Below are 14,945 nucleotides of genomic sequence, written 5' to 3' on the forward strand. Positions count from 1 at the left end.
CGGACGCTCCTGCTTCCGCGCATACCACCCCGGCGGAGGCCGGGGCCCAGTTGGGGAGGTTGGAGTAACGGAGCGCTGTCCTGCATCACTGGCGTCCCCCAACTGGGCCCCGGCCTTCGCCGGGGTGGGGGCACTATTTGGTGGACTGGCGTGTCCTTCTCCATGGTCACCCGCGACGGCGGGTGCCCAGACTGGGTCCCCGCCTTCGCGGGGACACAAGGGAAGCGGGGGCGTGTGATCTCGCGCATACCACCCCGGCGGAGGCCGGGGCCCAGTTGGGGAGTCGCTGTAACGGAGCGCCGTCCTGCATCACTGGCGTTCCCCAACTGGGCCCCGGCCTTCGCCGGGGTGGTGGGGGGTGTGGGGGCTGGCGGGTCCGATCTCGCTTGCACCTCCCCCAGCCTTCGCCGGGGGGGTGGAGGGGGGGGGGTGCTGTGGTATAGGGCGGCATCGGCACGGGCCGGGCGTTGGCCGGGCCGGTGCACCACGTCTTGCAAAGGTACCCGATCATGTCGCTCGATTTCGAATCCACCACCGACTGGGCCGCGATCGGTGAGGAGAGTCTCGATGCGGCGATCGAGTTGCGGCGCGCGATCCATGCGGATCCCGAGGTCGGGCTGCACTGTCCGCGCACCTCGGACAAGGTGAAGGCGGCGCTGGCCGGGCTGCCGCTGGAGATCCGCGAGGGGACGTCGACCACCGGGTTCGTCGCGATCCTGCGCGGCGGGCGGGGTGGCGGTACCGCGGGGGGCAATGGGCGGACCGTGCTGCTGCGCGGCGACATGGACGCGCTGCCGATGCAGGAGGAGACCGGGCTGCCGTTCGCGTCGAAGGTCGACGGGGCGATGCATGCGTGCGGGCATGATTCGCATACCGCGATGCTGGTCGGGGCGGCCAAGGCCTTGTGCGCGCGGCGGGACGATCTGCCGGGGACGGTCGTGTTCATGTTCCAGCCGGGCGAGGAGGGGCATCACGGCGCGCGGCACATGATCGCCGACGGGCTGCTCGATGCGCCATTGCCCGAGGCGGGGTTCGCGCTGCACATCTCGCCCAACATGCCGATGGGGCATGTCGTCAGCCGGTCAGGGACGCTGATGGTCGTGACCGACACGCTGCGCGCGACGATCACCGGGCGCGGCGGGCATGCGGCGATGCCGCACGACTGCCTCGATCCGCTGCCGATCGCGTGCGAGATCGTCACCGCGCTGCAGACCTATGTCGCACGACAGGTGGCGGTGACCGATCCGGCGGTGCTGTCGATCACCAAGCTCAACGCGGGGTCGGCGCACAACGTCATCCCGTCGAGCGTCGAGATGCTGGGGACGATGCGGACCTTGTCCGAGCGGACGCGCGAACAGCTGCGCGCGGCGTTCGTGCGGATGGTCGAGGGGATCGCCGCAGCGCATGGTGCGGTCGGGACGCCGACGATCGAGCAGGGCTATCCCGTCACCGTGAACGATCCGCGCGCGACCGATCTGATCAAGGCGGTGGCGACCACGATCGGCGGCGAGGGCGCCTATCAGGTGATGCCGCCGATGATGGGGGCGGAGGATTTCTCCTACGTGCTGCAGAAGCTGCCCGGCGCGATGGCGTTCATCGGCGCGGCGCTCGAGGGAAGCGACCCGCGGACCAATCCGCCGCTGCACAATACGAAGATGACGATCGACGAGCGGGTGATGGCTCACGGCATCGCGGTGCACTGCGCGGTGGCGGAGCGGTTTCTGGCGAACGGGTTCGATTGAGGCTGCGAAGAACCCCCATTGCACCTCCCCGGCGCAGGCCGGGGTCCAGTTGGGAAGGTCGGCGTAACGGAGCGGTGTCCGCGGTTATTGCCGTCCCCCAACTGGGCCCCGGCCTTCGCCGGGGTGGTGGCGGGGGGCGGGCCGGGCGCACGTGTCGCCCCTCCCCGTCGAAGGCCGGGGTCCAGGTGGAGAGGTCGGCATAACGGAGCGGTGTCCGCGGTTATTGCCGTTCCCCAACTTGGCCCCGGCCTTCGCCGGGGTGGTAGAAGAGGAGTTACTTCTTGATCAGGCCGATCTCTACCAGGCGTTCGTAGAGATAGTCGTGCGCGGTGATCGGGGTGGGGTAGCGGTTGGGGTTTTCCGCGGTGATCGTCGCCGGCAGCGTCTGAATCAGGAAATCCGGCGCGGGATGCAGGAAGAAGGGCATCGAGTAGCGCGAATGGCCGCGGCGCTCAGGCGGCGGGTTGACGACGCGGTGCGTGGTCGAGGGCAGGACGTGGTTGGTCAGCCGCTGGAGCATGTCGCCGACATTGACGACCATCGCGCCCTCGGGCGGCTTGATCGACAGCCAGCGGCCGTTCGCGCGGTCGAGCAGTTCGAGGCCCGCCTCCTCCGCACCGAGCAGCAGGGTGATGAGGTTGATGTCCTCATGCGCGCCGGCGCGGACGCCCTCGGCATCGGCGGGGATCGGCGGGTAGTGGAGCAGGCGCAGGACGCTGTTGCCGTCCTTGACCGCGGAGTCGAACCAGTCGGGCGCGAGCTTCAGGTGGCGCGCGATCGCGGAGAGCAGCTTGTCGCCCGCGGTGTCGAACGCCTTGAACAGATCGAGGAAGACCGGCTTGAAGCCCTCGGGACGGGTCGGCCAGACGTTCGGCGACATCTGCGCCTCGTAGCGGTGGCCGGCGGGGAGTTCGCGGCCGACATGCCAGAATTCCTTGAGGTCGACGACTTTGGCGTCCTTGGCGATCTCGGTCTTGAACGGGGTGTAGCCGCGCGCGCCGCCGCCGCCGGGCGCGAAATAGCCGCGCTTCTCGTCCTCGGGCAGCTCGAACAGCGCCTTGGTCTCGGCCCAGGCCTGGTCGATCAGTTCGGTCGGGATGCCGTGATCGGCGACGATCGCAAAACCGAAGCGTTCGAACGAGTTGCCGAGCGCGGCGGCAAAGCCATCGGGGTCGCGCGCCTGATCGGCGAGGCTGAGTGTGGGAACCTGGGCGGCGGGGCTGTCGAGCATGGAAGGATGTCCGGATAGGGGAGCGCCGATATAGCGACGCGGGCGCGCGGTGCCAATTGCCTGGCGGGATTTCGCGTGGCGGCGGAGCGATTCCGGCCCCTCTCTTGCCGTCATGCCCGCGGCGGCGGGGATGACGGGCCTTGGGGGAGGGGCACTTGGTTTCGTCATTCCCGCGGAGGCGGGGATCCAGATGCTCGGACGTCGGTGATGGAGTCGTGAGGGTTGCCGGTATGGATCCCCGCCTTCGCGGGGATGACGGTTGGGGGGCGTTGCTGCCGGGGGATTGAGGGGCGTTGCTGCCGGGGGGTTGGGGGCGTTGCCGCCGGGGGATTGGGGGGCGTTGCTGTGGGGGGGGTGGGGGCGTGGCCTCCCGGGGGATTGGGCGCGTGGGATTCGTGCGCGTGGCGGGGCGGATAGCGGGTTTCGTAGGTAGCGATAACGCGGTAGGGCGCCGCATCATGACCGCAGAAACCCCAGTATCCGACGCGCCCGCGATGCGCGGCGCGCCGATCGGCTTTGTCGAGTTCGTGGCGCTGGTCGCAGCCCTCATGTCGCTGACCGCGCTGGGGATCGATTCGATGCTGCCCGCGCTGCCCGCGATCGGCGAGTCGCTTGGGATCGCGAGCGAGAACAGCCGGCAATATATCGTGACCGCGTTCGTCATCGGCTTCGGCGTCGCGCAGCTCGTCCACGGGCCGCTCGCCGACCGGTTCGGGCGCCGCACGGTGCTGCTCTGGTCGCTGGGGCTGTATGCGCTCGCCAATGTCGCCTGCGCGCTGGCGGGGAGCTTCACATTGCTGCTGATCGCGCGGGTCGCAGGCGGGGCGGTGATCGCCGCGGCGCGGGTCGCGACGATCGCGCTGGTGCGCGACTGTTATCACGGGCGGGCGATGGCGCGGGTGATGTCGATCGCGTTCATGGTGTTCATGATCGTGCCGATCCTGGCGCCGACCTTCGGCTGGAGCGTGCTGCAGTTCGGCGACTGGCGCGCGATCTTCTGGGTGATCGCAGGCCTGACGCTGGTCGTGCTCGCCTGGTTCTGGGTCCGGATGCCCGAGACGCTGGCGCCCGAGAACGTCCTGCCGATCACGCCGGCGCGGATCCTGTCGGACTGGCGGCAGACGCTTAGCGACCGGCTGTCGCTCGGCTATACGTTGGCGGCGACCGCGCTGATGGGGTCGCTGTACGGGTATCTCAACTCGATCCAGCAGATCATGGCGGACGTGTTCGCCAAGCCCGACCTGCTCGCGCTGATCTTCGCGGTCACCTCGGTGACGATGGCGGCGGCGAATCTGATGAATTCGCGGATCGTGATGAAGCTCGGCACGCGGCTGATCAGCCACTGCGCGCTGTCGGGGCTGATCCTGGTGTCGCTGGTGCATCTGGGCGCGATCGAGGCGAACTGGGAATCGCTCACCAGCTTTGCGGTGTTCCAGGCGCTGACGCTCGGCTGTTTCGGGCTGGCGACGTCGAATTTCTCGGCAATGGCGATGGAGAATATGGGGCGGATCGCCGGCACCGCGTCGAGCGTGCAGGGGTTCGTCAGCGTCACCGCGGGCGCGGTGATCGGCGCGATGATCGGCCAGGCGTTCGACGGGACGACGGTGCCGCTGGTGCTCGGCTTCCTGCTCGCGGGGCTCGCGGCGCTGGCAGTCGTCGCGCTGACGGAACGGGGCCGCCTGTTCCGGCCTGCGATCGTCGTCAAACCGGCCGAGTGACGGAACCGGGCACGCGTGCCCGCCGTTCCTTGACGCGAGACCGCACGACGCGGCCTGAGCAGGAGCGATAGCATGGGCGGACATCAGGTTCCCGGCATGGGCACGGGCGACGACGGGTATGACGAGGACGGCTATGACGAGAGCCAGCGCGCCGAGATCCTCGAGGCGACGCGCAGCGGCCCGGTCGATGGCGCGATCGTCACCGATCTGAGCCCCGATCTGGGCACGGACGACGACGAGGACGAGCCGATCGACGACATCGACATGGATTCGGAAGCGGTCGGCGAGACCGATTCGACCGTGACGATGGACGAGGACGATATCGACGAGGACGACGTCCAGGACGAGCTCGACGATGGCAGCATCGACGATGACGAGCTGGACGATGCCGACGACGTCGCGCTGAAGCCCTGATCCCTGCGATCCCCCGACGTGCGTGCGGCAGCGATCCCCGCACGCGCGTCCCGCTTCGATGTAGGAGGCGCGCGTGCGTATCGTGATCGCAACCGGCGGCGTGTTGCCGATCCTCCTGGGATGCGGCCTTGGCGGCTGCTCGGACCCGAAGCAGCAGCAGCTCGACGTCACCGCGGCGGCGGCACGCGCGCAACAGAATATCGCGCGCTATGCGGCGGACAGCCGCCCCGGCCGGCATCCCGTCGGCACCACCAAGATTGCAGCCGCGGCGCCCGAGACCTTGCCCGAGGCGGCGGCGACGGTGGTGCGACGCTATTACCAGCGGATCGCGGAGCGTGACTTTGCCGGGGCGCGCGCGCTCTGGTGTCGCGACGGGGAATCCTCGACGCTCGACCGGGCGGGGTTCGCGAACCGCTTTGCGCGCTATGCCCGTTATGACGCCAGCGTCGCCGCGCCGGGCAGCGTCGATGCAGGGGCGGGTCAGCTGCACATCTCGGTGCCGGTGCGCGTGACGGGGACGCTCAGCGACGGCACGCGATTTGCCGATGACGGGATGGTTCTGCTGCACCGCGTCAACGACGGGATCGAGACCGCGAGCGCCGAGGCGCATCTCTGGCGGATCGAATCCACCTCGGTCGACCCGGTGATCCCGCCGCCGCGCGCGCCCGCCACCAGCGCGCCCGGACGCCGCTAAGCCGCTGAAACCGGGGTATCCGTAGCGTCTTGCTGACGCCCGGGAAAAGCCACGAAGCCGCCATGATGGCCGCGGTTTCGCCCCTGTTCGTTCATCCAACCGTCAGAAACCGTTGCCATCTTGCCACAGCCGGTGATTGTTCCCGAAATCGACGCACGGCGGTGCAACATTTTCGTCATCGACCTGTTTGGAGGGCCTGAGTGTCACGCGCCACGGGTTGTCCGGGGCGGCGGGACCCAGAACGAAACAAGAAGGTCATTCGAATATGCGTAAGCTTTCCATCGCAGTCGCCATCGCAGCAGCCGCCCTCGCCGCTCCGGCGTTCGCGCAGGACATGTCGGCTCCTGCCCCCACCGACAACAGCGCAGCGCCCGGCGAAGCCGCTGCACCGGACGGCTCGAAGGCCTTCGGGATCGAGCCGTATTTCGGCGTCATGGGCGGTTGGGAGCAGTTCGACAACGAAGCCGGCCACGGCATCCCGCAGGCGCTGAACGCCAACGGCACGCTGCGTCGCGGCTACAAGCCCTCGGGTTCGCTCGTTCAGGGCGTCCTGGGCGTCAACGTTCCGCTGGGCCCGGTCTTCGTCGGCGCAGAAGGTAACGTGATCAAGGGCATCGATGGCAACATCGACTGGCAGTATGGCGCAGCAGGCCGTTTCGGTTTCCGCGCTGGCGACAGCGGCCTGATCTACGGCAAGGTCGGCTACCAGTGGGTCAACTTCGACCATTTCTCGGGCCTGTCGAACACGGTTCCCAACACGAACCGCGACTATAGCGCGATCACCTACGGCATCGGCGCCGAAGTCGGTCCGCAGAGCATCGGCCTGAAGGGCATCACCGGCAACGCCGGCTTCCGCATCCGCGCCGAGGTCAACACCTTCGGCGACGCGCAGAGCTTCCGCCCGATGCTGGGTATCGTCACGCACTTCTGAGCCTTGGCTTAGGTACGTGAAATCGGGCGGGGTGCGAGCGATCGCACCCCGCCCTTTTTTGTGTCCGGCGCGGATCGGCCGGGTCGCGTGGAGAGGCGTCGGGCGGTGCCATGACGTCCTCCTGATGTTCCCGATGCGTTCTGGCGCATTTCCGACTCGCTTCGCCGCATGTGAGTCGACGGGCGAGTGACATCGACTCGTGGCCGCGTAGGCGCGAAAGGCGATGGAGTATGTGTTTGATTTTATGCGGTTGCTGAGCGGCAATCGCGGGACGGGTGGCGCCCGGCGTCGGAGCGGTCCGGGTCTCGCGCTACAGCTCCGCCTGGTGTTCTACGGTGTGCTGATCGGGCTGATGGTGCCGACGCTGCGCAAGATCGACTGGTCGCCGCTCGTTCCGCCGGGCCTGAAGGTCGAATGGCCGACCGGGTTCGGCGTGACCTGGCCCGCGGGGCAGCTCCATGTGCCGGGTGGCTGGGGGCGGCTGCGCGATACCGCCACCGACGTCGCGCCGTCTGCCGCGGGTCTGGGCAGCACGGCCGCGACCGCGGCGGCTGCGGCGGCGGGCGCGGCGGGCGGGCTGATCGTCGGGGCCGGGTCTGGGGCCGGGTCTGGGGCCGGGGCTGGAGCTGGGCCCGGCGCGGTGGGGGCGGGGAAGGCGGTATCGGCGCGCTTCACGATCTGTGGCCGGGCCAAGCGGGTCAACTGCATGGTCGACGGCGACACCTTCTGGATGACCCGCACCAAGATCCGCATCGCCGATATCGACACCCCCGAAACCCACCCGCCGCGCTGCAAGGCCGAGGCACGCGCGGGCCACCGCGCGACGCTGCGGATGCAGGCGCTGCTCAATGCCGGGCCGTTCACGCTGACGCGGATCAAGCGCGACGTCGACAAATATGGGCGCAAGCTGCGGCTTGTGCAGCGCGACGGGCGATCGCTGGGCGACACGCTGGTCCGCGAGGGGCTGGCGCGGCATTATGGCGGGGGGAAGCGGTCGCCCTGGTGCTGAGCGGGCTCTCGTCGTCGGCACGTGAGTCCTGTACGATACGGTGCATGATGCACGAGACTCTCCCCTTCGACATGCCGGACTCCGCGGCCGAGGCTGAGGCCGATGCGCGGGCGGACGCCGATGTGCGGGACGGGCGATTGATCAGCCACGATGCGGTCAGGCGCTGGCTGTCATCCCTGGGCTCGGCGGCGCCGCTCCCCCGACCGCGCGTCAGGCAGCGTTGCGGATCAGCAGGTCCTTGGCTGCCAGACGCTGGTGCAGCGCGTCCGCGGACAGTTCGAAGCCGTTCGGCCAGGCCAGCGCGCCGCCTTCGATGGAGGCGCGGGCGAAATAGGCGGGGTCGGCGAGCGGGCGCGTCATGACCGTGTCACGGGCGATAAGGTCGGCGGCGGACCAATGCGCGGCACTGCCGTCCGAAAAGACGAGATCCAGCGTATCATCGCCGGTAACGGCGAGGCGAACGAGGTTAATCACGAACGTCTGCACCGACACTGCTGCGGACCTGGGCCACGTCGGCAAGTGCGGCAGCGATCAACGCCGGGTCGCCGTCTTCGAAGACCGCTTCGAGATAGGCGAGCATTGCGGCATCGCTATCGAGATGCGCGGTTGGGCTCCAGCCGGTCGTTTTGATGCCCATCAGTCTGACTCTCCAAGCCTCGGCGATCATCGTCGCCTTGCCGGGGTTTGTCACCTGCCGTCTTCAGAACGAGGCCGGCATGGGCAAAGCCCATGCCGTCGGCCGGCGCTGATGGCGCCGCCGGCCGGTCGCGCTGCCGGGGCGGGGTTTAGCGGTGGCTAAACCCGCGCGCGGCGCGACTTATTCCGCAGCAACACCCGCCAGCGAGAACATGTCGCCGCCGTCGGCGAGGTCCTCGTTCGCGGCGGGGCCCTTCTTGGCGGTCTGGCGCTTGTCGAAGCTGTCCCAGACGTCGTTCCACTGGCCCTTGGTCGCGGCCTTCGAATATTCGGTGGCGCGCTGTTCGAAGAAGTTGGCGTGCTCGACGCCGTTGAGCATCGGGGCGAGCCAGGGCAGCGGGTGCTCGTCGATCATGTAGATCGGCTTCAGGCCGAGCTGAGTCATGCGCCAGTCGGCGATGAAGCGGATATACTTCTTGATCTCCTTGGGGGTCATGCCGTTGACCGGACCCATCTCGAAGGCGAGATCGATGAAATTGTCCTCGAGGCGGATCGTCGTCTGGCAGACGTCGGCGATGTCGTCCTTGACCGCCTTGGTCAGGCACTGACGCTCCGCACAGAAGGTGTGGAACATCTTGATGATGCCCTCGCAGTGCAGCGATTCGTCGCGGATCGACCAGGTGACGATCTGGCCCATGCCCTTCATCTTGTTGAAGCGCGGGAAGTTCATCAGCATCGCGAACGAGGCGAAGAGCTGGACGCCCTCGGTAAAGCCGCCGAACATCGCGAGCGTGCGCGCGATATCCTCGTCATTGTCGACGCCGAAGCTCTGCATATAGTCATGCTTGTCCTTCAGCTCGGCATATTCGAGGAAGGCGCCATATTCGCTCTCGGGCATGCCGATGGTGTCGAGCAGATGGCTGTAGGCGGCGATGTGCACCGTCTCCATGTTGCTGAACGCGGCCAGCATCATCTTGATCTCGGTCGGCTTGAACACGCGGCCGTATTTCTCGTGGTAGCAATCCTGCACCTCGACATCGGCCTGGGTGAAGAAGCGGAAGATCTGCGTCAGCAGGTTGCGCTCGTGATCGCTGAGCTTCTGCGCCCAGTCGCGGCAATCCTCGCCCAAGGGCACTTCCTCGGGGAGCCAGTGGAGCTGCTGCTGGCGCTTCCAGAATTCGAACGCCCAGGGGTATTCGAACGGCTTGTACTGCTTGCGGGCTTCGAGGAGGGACATGGGATACTCCGGGACAAATTTAGAAAATTGAGGAAACTGGTGAAGCTAGAAACGGCTTGAACTGGTGATGACGACGACGAGGAACAGCAGCGACGCGATCGGTGCGGCGATCATCAGCACGCGGCCGCGCTGGCGGATCTTGCCGATGTCGAGCGCGCCGGGGTTCCAGCCGGGCGTCGGACCCCAGAAGGTCTCGCCGCGAAAGTCGCCCGACCAGGGATTATGGTCGAGCCGGCTCCAGTGACGGCCGAGGATCATGTTCGCCGCGCAGATGCCGACGACCGCGAGGATCAGGACGAGCGTGTTCACGATTCGAGCGTCCATTGCCACATCGCGCCCGCCGACAGCGCGAGCACGATCGCGCCCGAGGTGAGCATGATGCCGATCATCCGGAAGGCATAGACCTGCTTGTCGCTGACGTCGGGGCTGCGCAGCCGCAACAGCATCGCGACGCCGATGATCCCGAGCAGGGCCGCGACGACAAACATGATGGCGCTGCCATAGGTCATGCGACCAATGCCCGAGACGCGCGTTCTGCACCCAGACCCACCACAGGAGACGCAAAATGGTCGACGCAACTCAGATCAAGGAACACGCTGAAGTCATCGGCGCGGACGGCGTTCATGTCGGTACCGTCGATCATGTCGACGGCGACCGCATCAAGCTGACCAAGAATGATTCGCCGCAGTCGCAGGACGGGCAGGGCGCGAAGCATCACTATATCTCGCTCGGCCTCGTCGCCGAGATCGAGGGTGACAAGGTCCGCCTGAGCGCGACCGGCGCGAACGCGCTGACGTTCGAAGAGAGCGAGTAACCGCGCGGCGCCCTCTCCCGAGCGGAGGGGGCGCGCCGAGTGCACGACAGGGGCGTTCCGGAGCGATCCGGGGCGCCCTTTTCGCGTCGTACGTACGCGGTCTCGCGCTGCTGCACCGGCCACCCGAATCGGGGTGGCGTCGGCCGGTGTCCGCCCGGCGGCAGAGTGCGATTTGCTGCGCATGTCGTCTCCGTCCTAGCTGGGCCCGGCGTCGCCGATGGGCGGCGCTGCGTGACGCCATTTATCTACATGATCGGGCCGGATATCGCTATGCACTTATTTCGATAAGAGCCGCGAATTATCCGACTTGCACCTAGGGATGGTGTGGTCCGGGGCATTCCAACACCAGATACGGGATCGGGCGTCGGGGCGGGCTCGGGTGGTCGAGACCCCTGCGAGCCCGCGGAATTCCGCGGGTTTCGGGGCCGGACAGGCGCCGTCCGGGCCCCGAAACGACGCGATCAGGCGGCTTCGGGGTCGTCGTCGACCGGGGCCGCGCGCCCAGCGGTCGGGAGCAGTGCGGCGAGTGCTGCGATCGCATCGCCGCTGAAGTGCCGGACCGCGCCCTCGGGCCCGATCTGGAGCGCATGCTCGGGCGTCAGTGTCGCGGCGCGCTGATGCTCGGGATCGAGCGTGGTCCAGGTGCGGACCGCGGTCTCGAGGTTGGTCACCTCGGCGACGTCGGTGTCGCCGCGGGGCACGTTTTCGAGCGCGGCGCTCATCCGCCAGTCGATGTCGGGCGGCGTCGTGTCGCCCCAATAGGCTTCGGTCATCGTCATACCTCCATCATACGGGATCCAGATGGAAGCGCCCGGTGGGCGGCGGAGGTTCCGTGGTCAGCCGGCCTCGGTCCGCGCCGCGGCGGTGCGGAGCAGGACATAGCCGAGCGCGCCCGAGGCGAGCGACGCGGCGAGCACCGCGAGCGACGCCATCTCGGTCCGCTGCGCATCGGGAAAGGCGAGATTGGCGATGAACAGCGAGATGGTGAAGCCGATCCCCGACAGCGCGCCGATCGCGAGCACCATCCGCCAGGTGACCGCGTCGGGCAGTTCGGCGGCGCCCGCCTTGACCGCCAGCCAGGTCGCGGTGACGAAACCGAGCGGCTTGCCGAACGCGAGCCCGGCGAACACGCCGATCCCGAGCAGCGATCCCGCGGCGTCGGCGAGCAGGTCGGTCGAGAAATGGATCCGCACGGCCGAGAGCGCGAACAGCGGCAGGACGACATAGGACACCCAGGGGTTGAGCATCTGGACGAGGCGTTCGGCGGGTTCGTCGGTCGCCTCGGTCATTTCCTGGATATAGCCAAGCTGTTGCTGCGCCTTGCGCTGGATTTCCTCGTTTTCCTCGGGGTCGCCCGACTCCGCCTCGTCGACCGCCTGCTTGAAGCGGTCGATCGGGGCCTGGACGCGCTCGGCGAAGCGGCGTTCGGACAGCCGCGACTGGGTCGGCGACAACAGCCCGAGCATCACGCCGGCGATCGTCGCATGGATACCAGACGCATAGACGCCCGCCCAGACGATCAGCCCGAGCAGCACATAGGGGATGGGCGAGACGAGCTTCAGCCGCAGCAGCACGAAGATCGCGACATAGGCGACCGCCGCGACGACCAGCATCGGCAGGACCAGGGTGCCGGTATAGGCGACCGCGATGACGAGCAGCCCGCCGACATCGTCGATCGCCGCGAACGCCAGCAGCACCGCGCGGATCGAGACCGGCAGCCGGGTCGCGAACATGCCGATGATCGCGAGCGCGAACGCGGTGTCCGAGGTGATGACGGTGCCCCAGCCGCTCGCCGACGGTCCCGTAGTTGAAGGCGAGATAGACCGCGACGGGGACGAGGATCCCGCCGATCGCACCGGCGAGCGGGAACATCGCGGTGCGCACGGTCGACAGCGCGCCCTTGGTGAATTCGCGCTTCACCTCCGCGCCGATGATCAGGAAGAACAGCGGCAGCAGCGCCTCGTTCACCCAGTCGGCGAGCGGGTGCGCGGCGCGGAAGCTGCCGAGCCGAATTTCGAGCGTGCTGTCCCACATCGTCTGATAATCATGCGCGATCGGCAGGTTGGTGCAGACCAAGGCGACGATCGTGGCGATGAGCAGCGGCCCGCCGACGACCTGATCGGCAGCGAAGAACGGCGCGAGGCGGTGGAGGAAACCGGCGGCGGCGGGCGAATGATGCGCGCGCGCCGCCAGCTTGCCGGAGAGACGGGGGGTGAGGGCCATGATGTTCCAGGATCGCGTCGGCAGGACGCGCGTGCGGGTATAACGGTGCAGACCGCCCGTCGTATCCCTTGCCGTATCCCTTGGGCGCGTGGGACACTTCTGCCGGCGGGCCGACGCCGCCGGGGGTTGCGTCGCGCGTCACCTGCGGTATCGCCGCTGGCAGGAGGCCGCGCGCCATGACGACCATCGGAACCAAGATCGACGAGACGGGGACGCTGATCCGTGACGGCGGTGCGTTCTACCTGCGCCGCGACATGGGCGGGCGCTATGAGCTCGAGCTCCACCGCACGCCGGTCGACCTGGTCGAGAAGCGCGTCCGGCTGGTCGGCACGCTGGTCGGCGACGACCTGGTGAATGCGGACGGCGTCTCGCCCGTCTGAGCGCGTAAGTTCTAGATAGCATGGGGCCCGGGGTGGATCGAGACCGCCCGGATGCTACACCCTTCCCGAATCAGGGGAGTAGTCCATGCATCGTCGTCGGTTTCTAACGAGTGCCGCTGCCGCGTCCGTCATCGGTGCGGTCCCGCTGAAGGGGGCCGCCGCGGCGGGATCGCGCGACGCGGCGCTGCGCACGATGCTCGACCGGTTCTTCTATGCGCGGCTCGACGACTCGCCCGAACAGGCGACGCGCCTGGGGCTCGACACGGGGACGCGCAGCGGGCTGAAGGCGCGGCTCGACGACCAGTCGGCGGCGGGGCGTGCGCGCGAGCTGGCGCAGGCGACCAAGGAACTCGCCGAGCTGCGCGCGTTCGGGACGAGCGGGCTGTCGAGCGACGCCGCGCTCGATCACGAGATCGTGACCTATCAGCTGACGCGCGCGGTCGCGGGCGCGAAGCGGTTCACCTATGGCAGCAGCCTCGGGCGGTTCGCGCCCTATGTGCTGAGCCAGCTGACCGGGCCGTATCGCGACGTGCCCGATTTCCTCGAATCGCAGACGCGGGTGCGCGATGCGGGCGAGGCGGATGCGTATCTGCAGCGACTGTCCGCGTTGCCCAAGGCGATCGACGACAGCAGCGAGCAGCAGCGCAGCGACGCGGCGCGCGGCGTGTTCGCACCCGACTATATCCTCGACACGACGCTGAAACAGTTGGGCAGCGCGATGGAGGGCGCGGCGGCGCAGAGCGTGATGGTGACGAGCTTCGCCACCAAGCTGAAGGCCGCGGGGCTGCCCGACGACCGCGTCGCGCGCGCGACCGCGATCGTCGAGCGCGACGTCCGCCCCGCGCTCGAGCGGCAGCGTGCGCTGGTCGCCGAGTTGCGTGCCAAGGCGGTGCATGATGCGGGCTGCTGGCGGCTGCCCGATGGCGACGCCTATTATGCCGCGGCGGCGGAGGCCGCGACGACGGTGGCGATGAGCGGGGACGAGATCCACCGGTTGGGCCTTGCGCAGGTCGCCGAGATCGGCGCGCGGATCGACGGCATCCTGAAGACGCAGGGGATGACGGGAGGCACCGTCGGCGAGCGGCTGGTGGCGCTCAACAAGCGACCCGACCAGCTCTATCCCAACACCGATGCGGGCCGCGACGCGCTGCTCGCGCATCTCAACCGGCAGATCGTCGCGATGCAGGCGCGGCTGCCCGAGGCGTTCGCGAGCCTGCCCAAGGCGCCGGTCGAGGTGCGCCGCGTGCCGCCGACGATCCAGGCGGGCGCGCCGGGCGGCTATTACCAGAACGCCTCGCTCGACGGGTCGCGACCGGCGATCTATTACATCAACCTGCGCGACACGTTCGACCGGCCCAAATTCGGGCTCGCCACGCTGACGCATCACGAGGCGGTGCCGGGGCATCATCTCCAGGTCAGCCTCGCGCTCGAAAGCGAGCAGATCCCGCTGATCCGCCGGCGTGGGTTCTTCAGCGGTTATTCGGAGGGCTGGGCGCTCTATGCCGAACAGCTCGCCGACGAGATGGGGATGTATGAGGGCGATCCGCTGGGGCAGGTCGGCTATCTCCAGTCGCTGCTGTTCCGCGCGACGCGGCTGGTGGTCGATAGCGGGATGCACGCGAAACGCTGGAGCCGCGAAAAGGCGACCGATTACCTGATCGCGACGACCGGGATCGCGCGCGGCCGCAGCCAGGGCGAGATCGATCGCTACACGGTGTGGCCCGGCCAGGCGTGCAGCTACAAGATCGGCCACACGGTGTGGACCCGCCTGCGCGACGAGGCGAAGGCGCGGCCGGGATATACGCCGAAGGGATTCCATTCGGTGCTGCTGAAGGGGGCGATGCCGCTCGCGATCCTCGAACGCGTGGTGCGCCGGACGGGGGCGGGGGCTTAGGCCCCCCAGTCCTCCAGCCCGC

16 protein-coding genes and 1 pseudogene are annotated in these 14,945 nt (G+C 68.2%); 9 read left to right on the plus strand and 8 right to left on the minus strand.

What is annotated here, in order from left to right:
• Positions 1-509 precede the first annotated feature (509 nt).
• Positions 510-1,742 carry a M20 metallopeptidase family protein gene (locus sphst_RS12770; RefSeq protein ID WP_107045629.1) on the plus strand — a complete coding sequence of 411 codons (1,233 nt, stop codon included), beginning with the start codon at positions 510-512 and terminating at the stop codon, positions 1,740-1,742.
• A gap of 274 nt (positions 1,743-2,016) precedes the next feature.
• Here sphst_RS12770 and sphst_RS12775 read toward each other — a convergent pair whose 3' ends face one another.
• Positions 2,017-2,973, minus strand: a complete 957-nt coding sequence (locus sphst_RS12775; RefSeq protein WP_031396078.1) for an isopenicillin N synthase family dioxygenase — start codon at positions 2,971-2,973, stop codon at positions 2,017-2,019.
• Positions 2,974-3,431: 458 nt separating this feature from the next.
• On the opposite strand from sphst_RS12775, the gene sphst_RS12780 reads away from it, so the two are divergent.
• The 5 genes from sphst_RS12780 to sphst_RS12800 all read left to right on the plus strand — a co-directional run bounded on the left by sphst_RS12780 (position 3,432) and on the right by sphst_RS12800 (position 7,739).
• Positions 3,432-4,691, plus strand: coding sequence for a multidrug effflux MFS transporter (locus tag sphst_RS12780; protein WP_031394475.1), 1,260 nt, complete (start codon positions 3,432-3,434; stop codon positions 4,689-4,691).
• Between the two features lie 72 nt (positions 4,692-4,763).
• Positions 4,764-5,105 (plus strand): hypothetical protein, encoded by a 342-nt coding sequence (locus sphst_RS12785; RefSeq protein WP_031394476.1) that lies wholly within the window; start codon positions 4,764-4,766, stop codon positions 5,103-5,105.
• Positions 5,106-5,178: 73 nt separating this feature from the next.
• Positions 5,179-5,799 carry a hypothetical protein gene (locus sphst_RS12790; protein ID WP_051916419.1) on the plus strand — a complete coding sequence of 207 codons (621 nt, stop codon included), beginning with the start codon at positions 5,179-5,181 and terminating at the stop codon, positions 5,797-5,799.
• 265 nt (positions 5,800-6,064) lie between these two features.
• Positions 6,065-6,730 carry an outer membrane protein gene (locus sphst_RS12795; RefSeq protein WP_031394478.1) on the plus strand — a complete coding sequence of 222 codons (666 nt, stop codon included), beginning with the start codon at positions 6,065-6,067 and terminating at the stop codon, positions 6,728-6,730.
• A 232-nt stretch (positions 6,731-6,962) separates the two neighbouring features.
• A complete protein-coding gene (locus sphst_RS12800) occupies positions 6,963-7,739 on the plus strand; it encodes a thermonuclease family protein (protein WP_234387637.1) in 777 nt (258 codons plus the stop codon).
• A 210-nt stretch (positions 7,740-7,949) separates the two neighbouring features.
• Here the strand turns inward: sphst_RS12800 and sphst_RS12805 are convergent, their stop codons facing one another.
• The 5 genes from sphst_RS12805 to sphst_RS12820 all read right to left on the minus strand — a co-directional run bounded on the left by sphst_RS12805 (position 7,950) and on the right by sphst_RS12820 (position 10,121).
• Positions 7,950-8,213, minus strand: a complete 264-nt coding sequence (locus sphst_RS12805) for a DUF2442 domain-containing protein (RefSeq protein ID WP_031396611.1) — start codon at positions 8,211-8,213, stop codon at positions 7,950-7,952.
• The gene (locus sphst_RS20610) at positions 8,206-8,376 is read right to left on the minus strand and encodes a helix-turn-helix domain-containing transcriptional regulator (RefSeq protein ID WP_159043616.1); all 171 of its coding nucleotides are present in this window, start codon (positions 8,374-8,376) and stop codon (positions 8,206-8,208) included. The genes sphst_RS12805 and sphst_RS20610 overlap by 8 nt, the downstream gene beginning before the upstream one ends.
• A gap of 180 nt (positions 8,377-8,556) precedes the next feature.
• Positions 8,557-9,612, minus strand: a complete 1,056-nt coding sequence (locus tag sphst_RS12810) for a ribonucleotide-diphosphate reductase subunit beta (protein WP_056409090.1) — start codon at positions 9,610-9,612, stop codon at positions 8,557-8,559.
• A gap of 45 nt (positions 9,613-9,657) precedes the next feature.
• Positions 9,658-9,921: a hypothetical protein gene (locus sphst_RS12815; protein ID WP_031396613.1), complete on the minus strand. Its 264-nt coding sequence runs from the start codon at positions 9,919-9,921 to the stop codon at positions 9,658-9,660.
• The gene (locus sphst_RS12820; RefSeq protein ID WP_031396614.1) at positions 9,918-10,121 is read right to left on the minus strand and encodes a hypothetical protein; all 204 of its coding nucleotides are present in this window, start codon (positions 10,119-10,121) and stop codon (positions 9,918-9,920) included. Before sphst_RS12820 ends, sphst_RS12815 begins: the two co-directional genes overlap by 4 nt.
• Positions 10,122-10,177: 56 nt before the next feature.
• Here sphst_RS12820 and sphst_RS12825 point away from each other — a divergent pair, with 56 nt between their 5' ends.
• Entirely contained in the window at positions 10,178-10,426 is a 249-nt protein-coding gene (locus tag sphst_RS12825; protein ID WP_031396615.1) for a DUF2171 domain-containing protein, read from the plus strand.
• Between the two features lie 461 nt (positions 10,427-10,887).
• Here sphst_RS12825 and sphst_RS12830 read toward each other — a convergent pair whose 3' ends face one another.
• Together sphst_RS12830 and nhaA are read right to left on the minus strand one after the other, a co-directional pair.
• Positions 10,888-11,205: a hypothetical protein gene (locus sphst_RS12830; protein ID WP_234387638.1), complete on the minus strand. Its 318-nt coding sequence runs from the start codon at positions 11,203-11,205 to the stop codon at positions 10,888-10,890.
• 57 nt (positions 11,206-11,262) lie between these two features.
• Positions 11,263-12,649 (minus strand): annotated as a pseudogene (gene nhaA, locus sphst_RS12835) (Na+/H+ antiporter NhaA).
• Between the two features lie 176 nt (positions 12,650-12,825).
• Here nhaA and sphst_RS12840 point away from each other — a divergent pair.
• The gene (locus tag sphst_RS12840; RefSeq protein WP_031440577.1) at positions 12,826-13,029 is read left to right on the plus strand and encodes a DUF5818 domain-containing protein; all 204 of its coding nucleotides are present in this window, start codon (positions 12,826-12,828) and stop codon (positions 13,027-13,029) included.
• 85 nt (positions 13,030-13,114) lie between these two features.
• Complete coding sequence (locus sphst_RS12845) at positions 13,115-14,923, plus strand: DUF885 domain-containing protein (RefSeq protein ID WP_107045630.1); 1,809 nt, start codon at positions 13,115-13,117, stop codon at positions 14,921-14,923.
• The last annotated feature ends 22 nt before the right edge of the window (positions 14,924-14,945 follow it).

Origin of the sequence: Sphingomonas sp. STIS6.2, assembly GCF_000732685.2 — a bacterium.
Taxonomy (GTDB): Bacteria; Pseudomonadota; Alphaproteobacteria; order Sphingomonadales; family Sphingomonadaceae; genus Sphingomonas; species Sphingomonas aerolata.

What these genes read in the sequence shown, in the direction of transcription:
- sphst_RS12770 (WP_107045629.1), top strand. Translation starts at nt 510, where the DNA reads ATGTCGCTCGATTTCGAATCCACCACCGACTGGGCCGCGATCGGTGAG.
- sphst_RS12775 (WP_031396078.1), bottom strand. Translation starts at nt 2,973, where the DNA reads ATGCTCGACAGCCCCGCCGCCCAGGTTCCCACACTCAGCCTCGCCGAT.
- sphst_RS12780 (WP_031394475.1), top strand. Translation starts at nt 3,432, where the DNA reads ATGACCGCAGAAACCCCAGTATCCGACGCGCCCGCGATGCGCGGCGCG.
- sphst_RS12785 (WP_031394476.1), top strand. Translation starts at nt 4,764, where the DNA reads ATGGGCGGACATCAGGTTCCCGGCATGGGCACGGGCGACGACGGGTAT.
- sphst_RS12795 (WP_031394478.1), top strand. Translation starts at nt 6,065, where the DNA reads ATGCGTAAGCTTTCCATCGCAGTCGCCATCGCAGCAGCCGCCCTCGCC.
- sphst_RS20610 (WP_159043616.1), bottom strand. Translation starts at nt 8,376, where the DNA reads ATGGGCATCAAAACGACCGGCTGGAGCCCAACCGCGCATCTCGATAGC.
- sphst_RS12810 (WP_056409090.1), bottom strand. Translation starts at nt 9,612, where the DNA reads ATGTCCCTCCTCGAAGCCCGCAAGCAGTACAAGCCGTTCGAATACCCC.
- sphst_RS12820 (WP_031396614.1), bottom strand. Translation starts at nt 10,121, where the DNA reads ATGACCTATGGCAGCGCCATCATGTTTGTCGTCGCGGCCCTGCTCGGG.
- sphst_RS12825 (WP_031396615.1), top strand. Translation starts at nt 10,178, where the DNA reads ATGGTCGACGCAACTCAGATCAAGGAACACGCTGAAGTCATCGGCGCG.
- sphst_RS12830 (WP_234387638.1), bottom strand. Translation starts at nt 11,205, where the DNA reads ATGACGATGACCGAAGCCTATTGGGGCGACACGACGCCGCCCGACATC.
- sphst_RS12840 (WP_031440577.1), top strand. Translation starts at nt 12,826, where the DNA reads ATGACGACCATCGGAACCAAGATCGACGAGACGGGGACGCTGATCCGT.
- sphst_RS12845 (WP_107045630.1), top strand. Translation starts at nt 13,115, where the DNA reads ATGCATCGTCGTCGGTTTCTAACGAGTGCCGCTGCCGCGTCCGTCATC.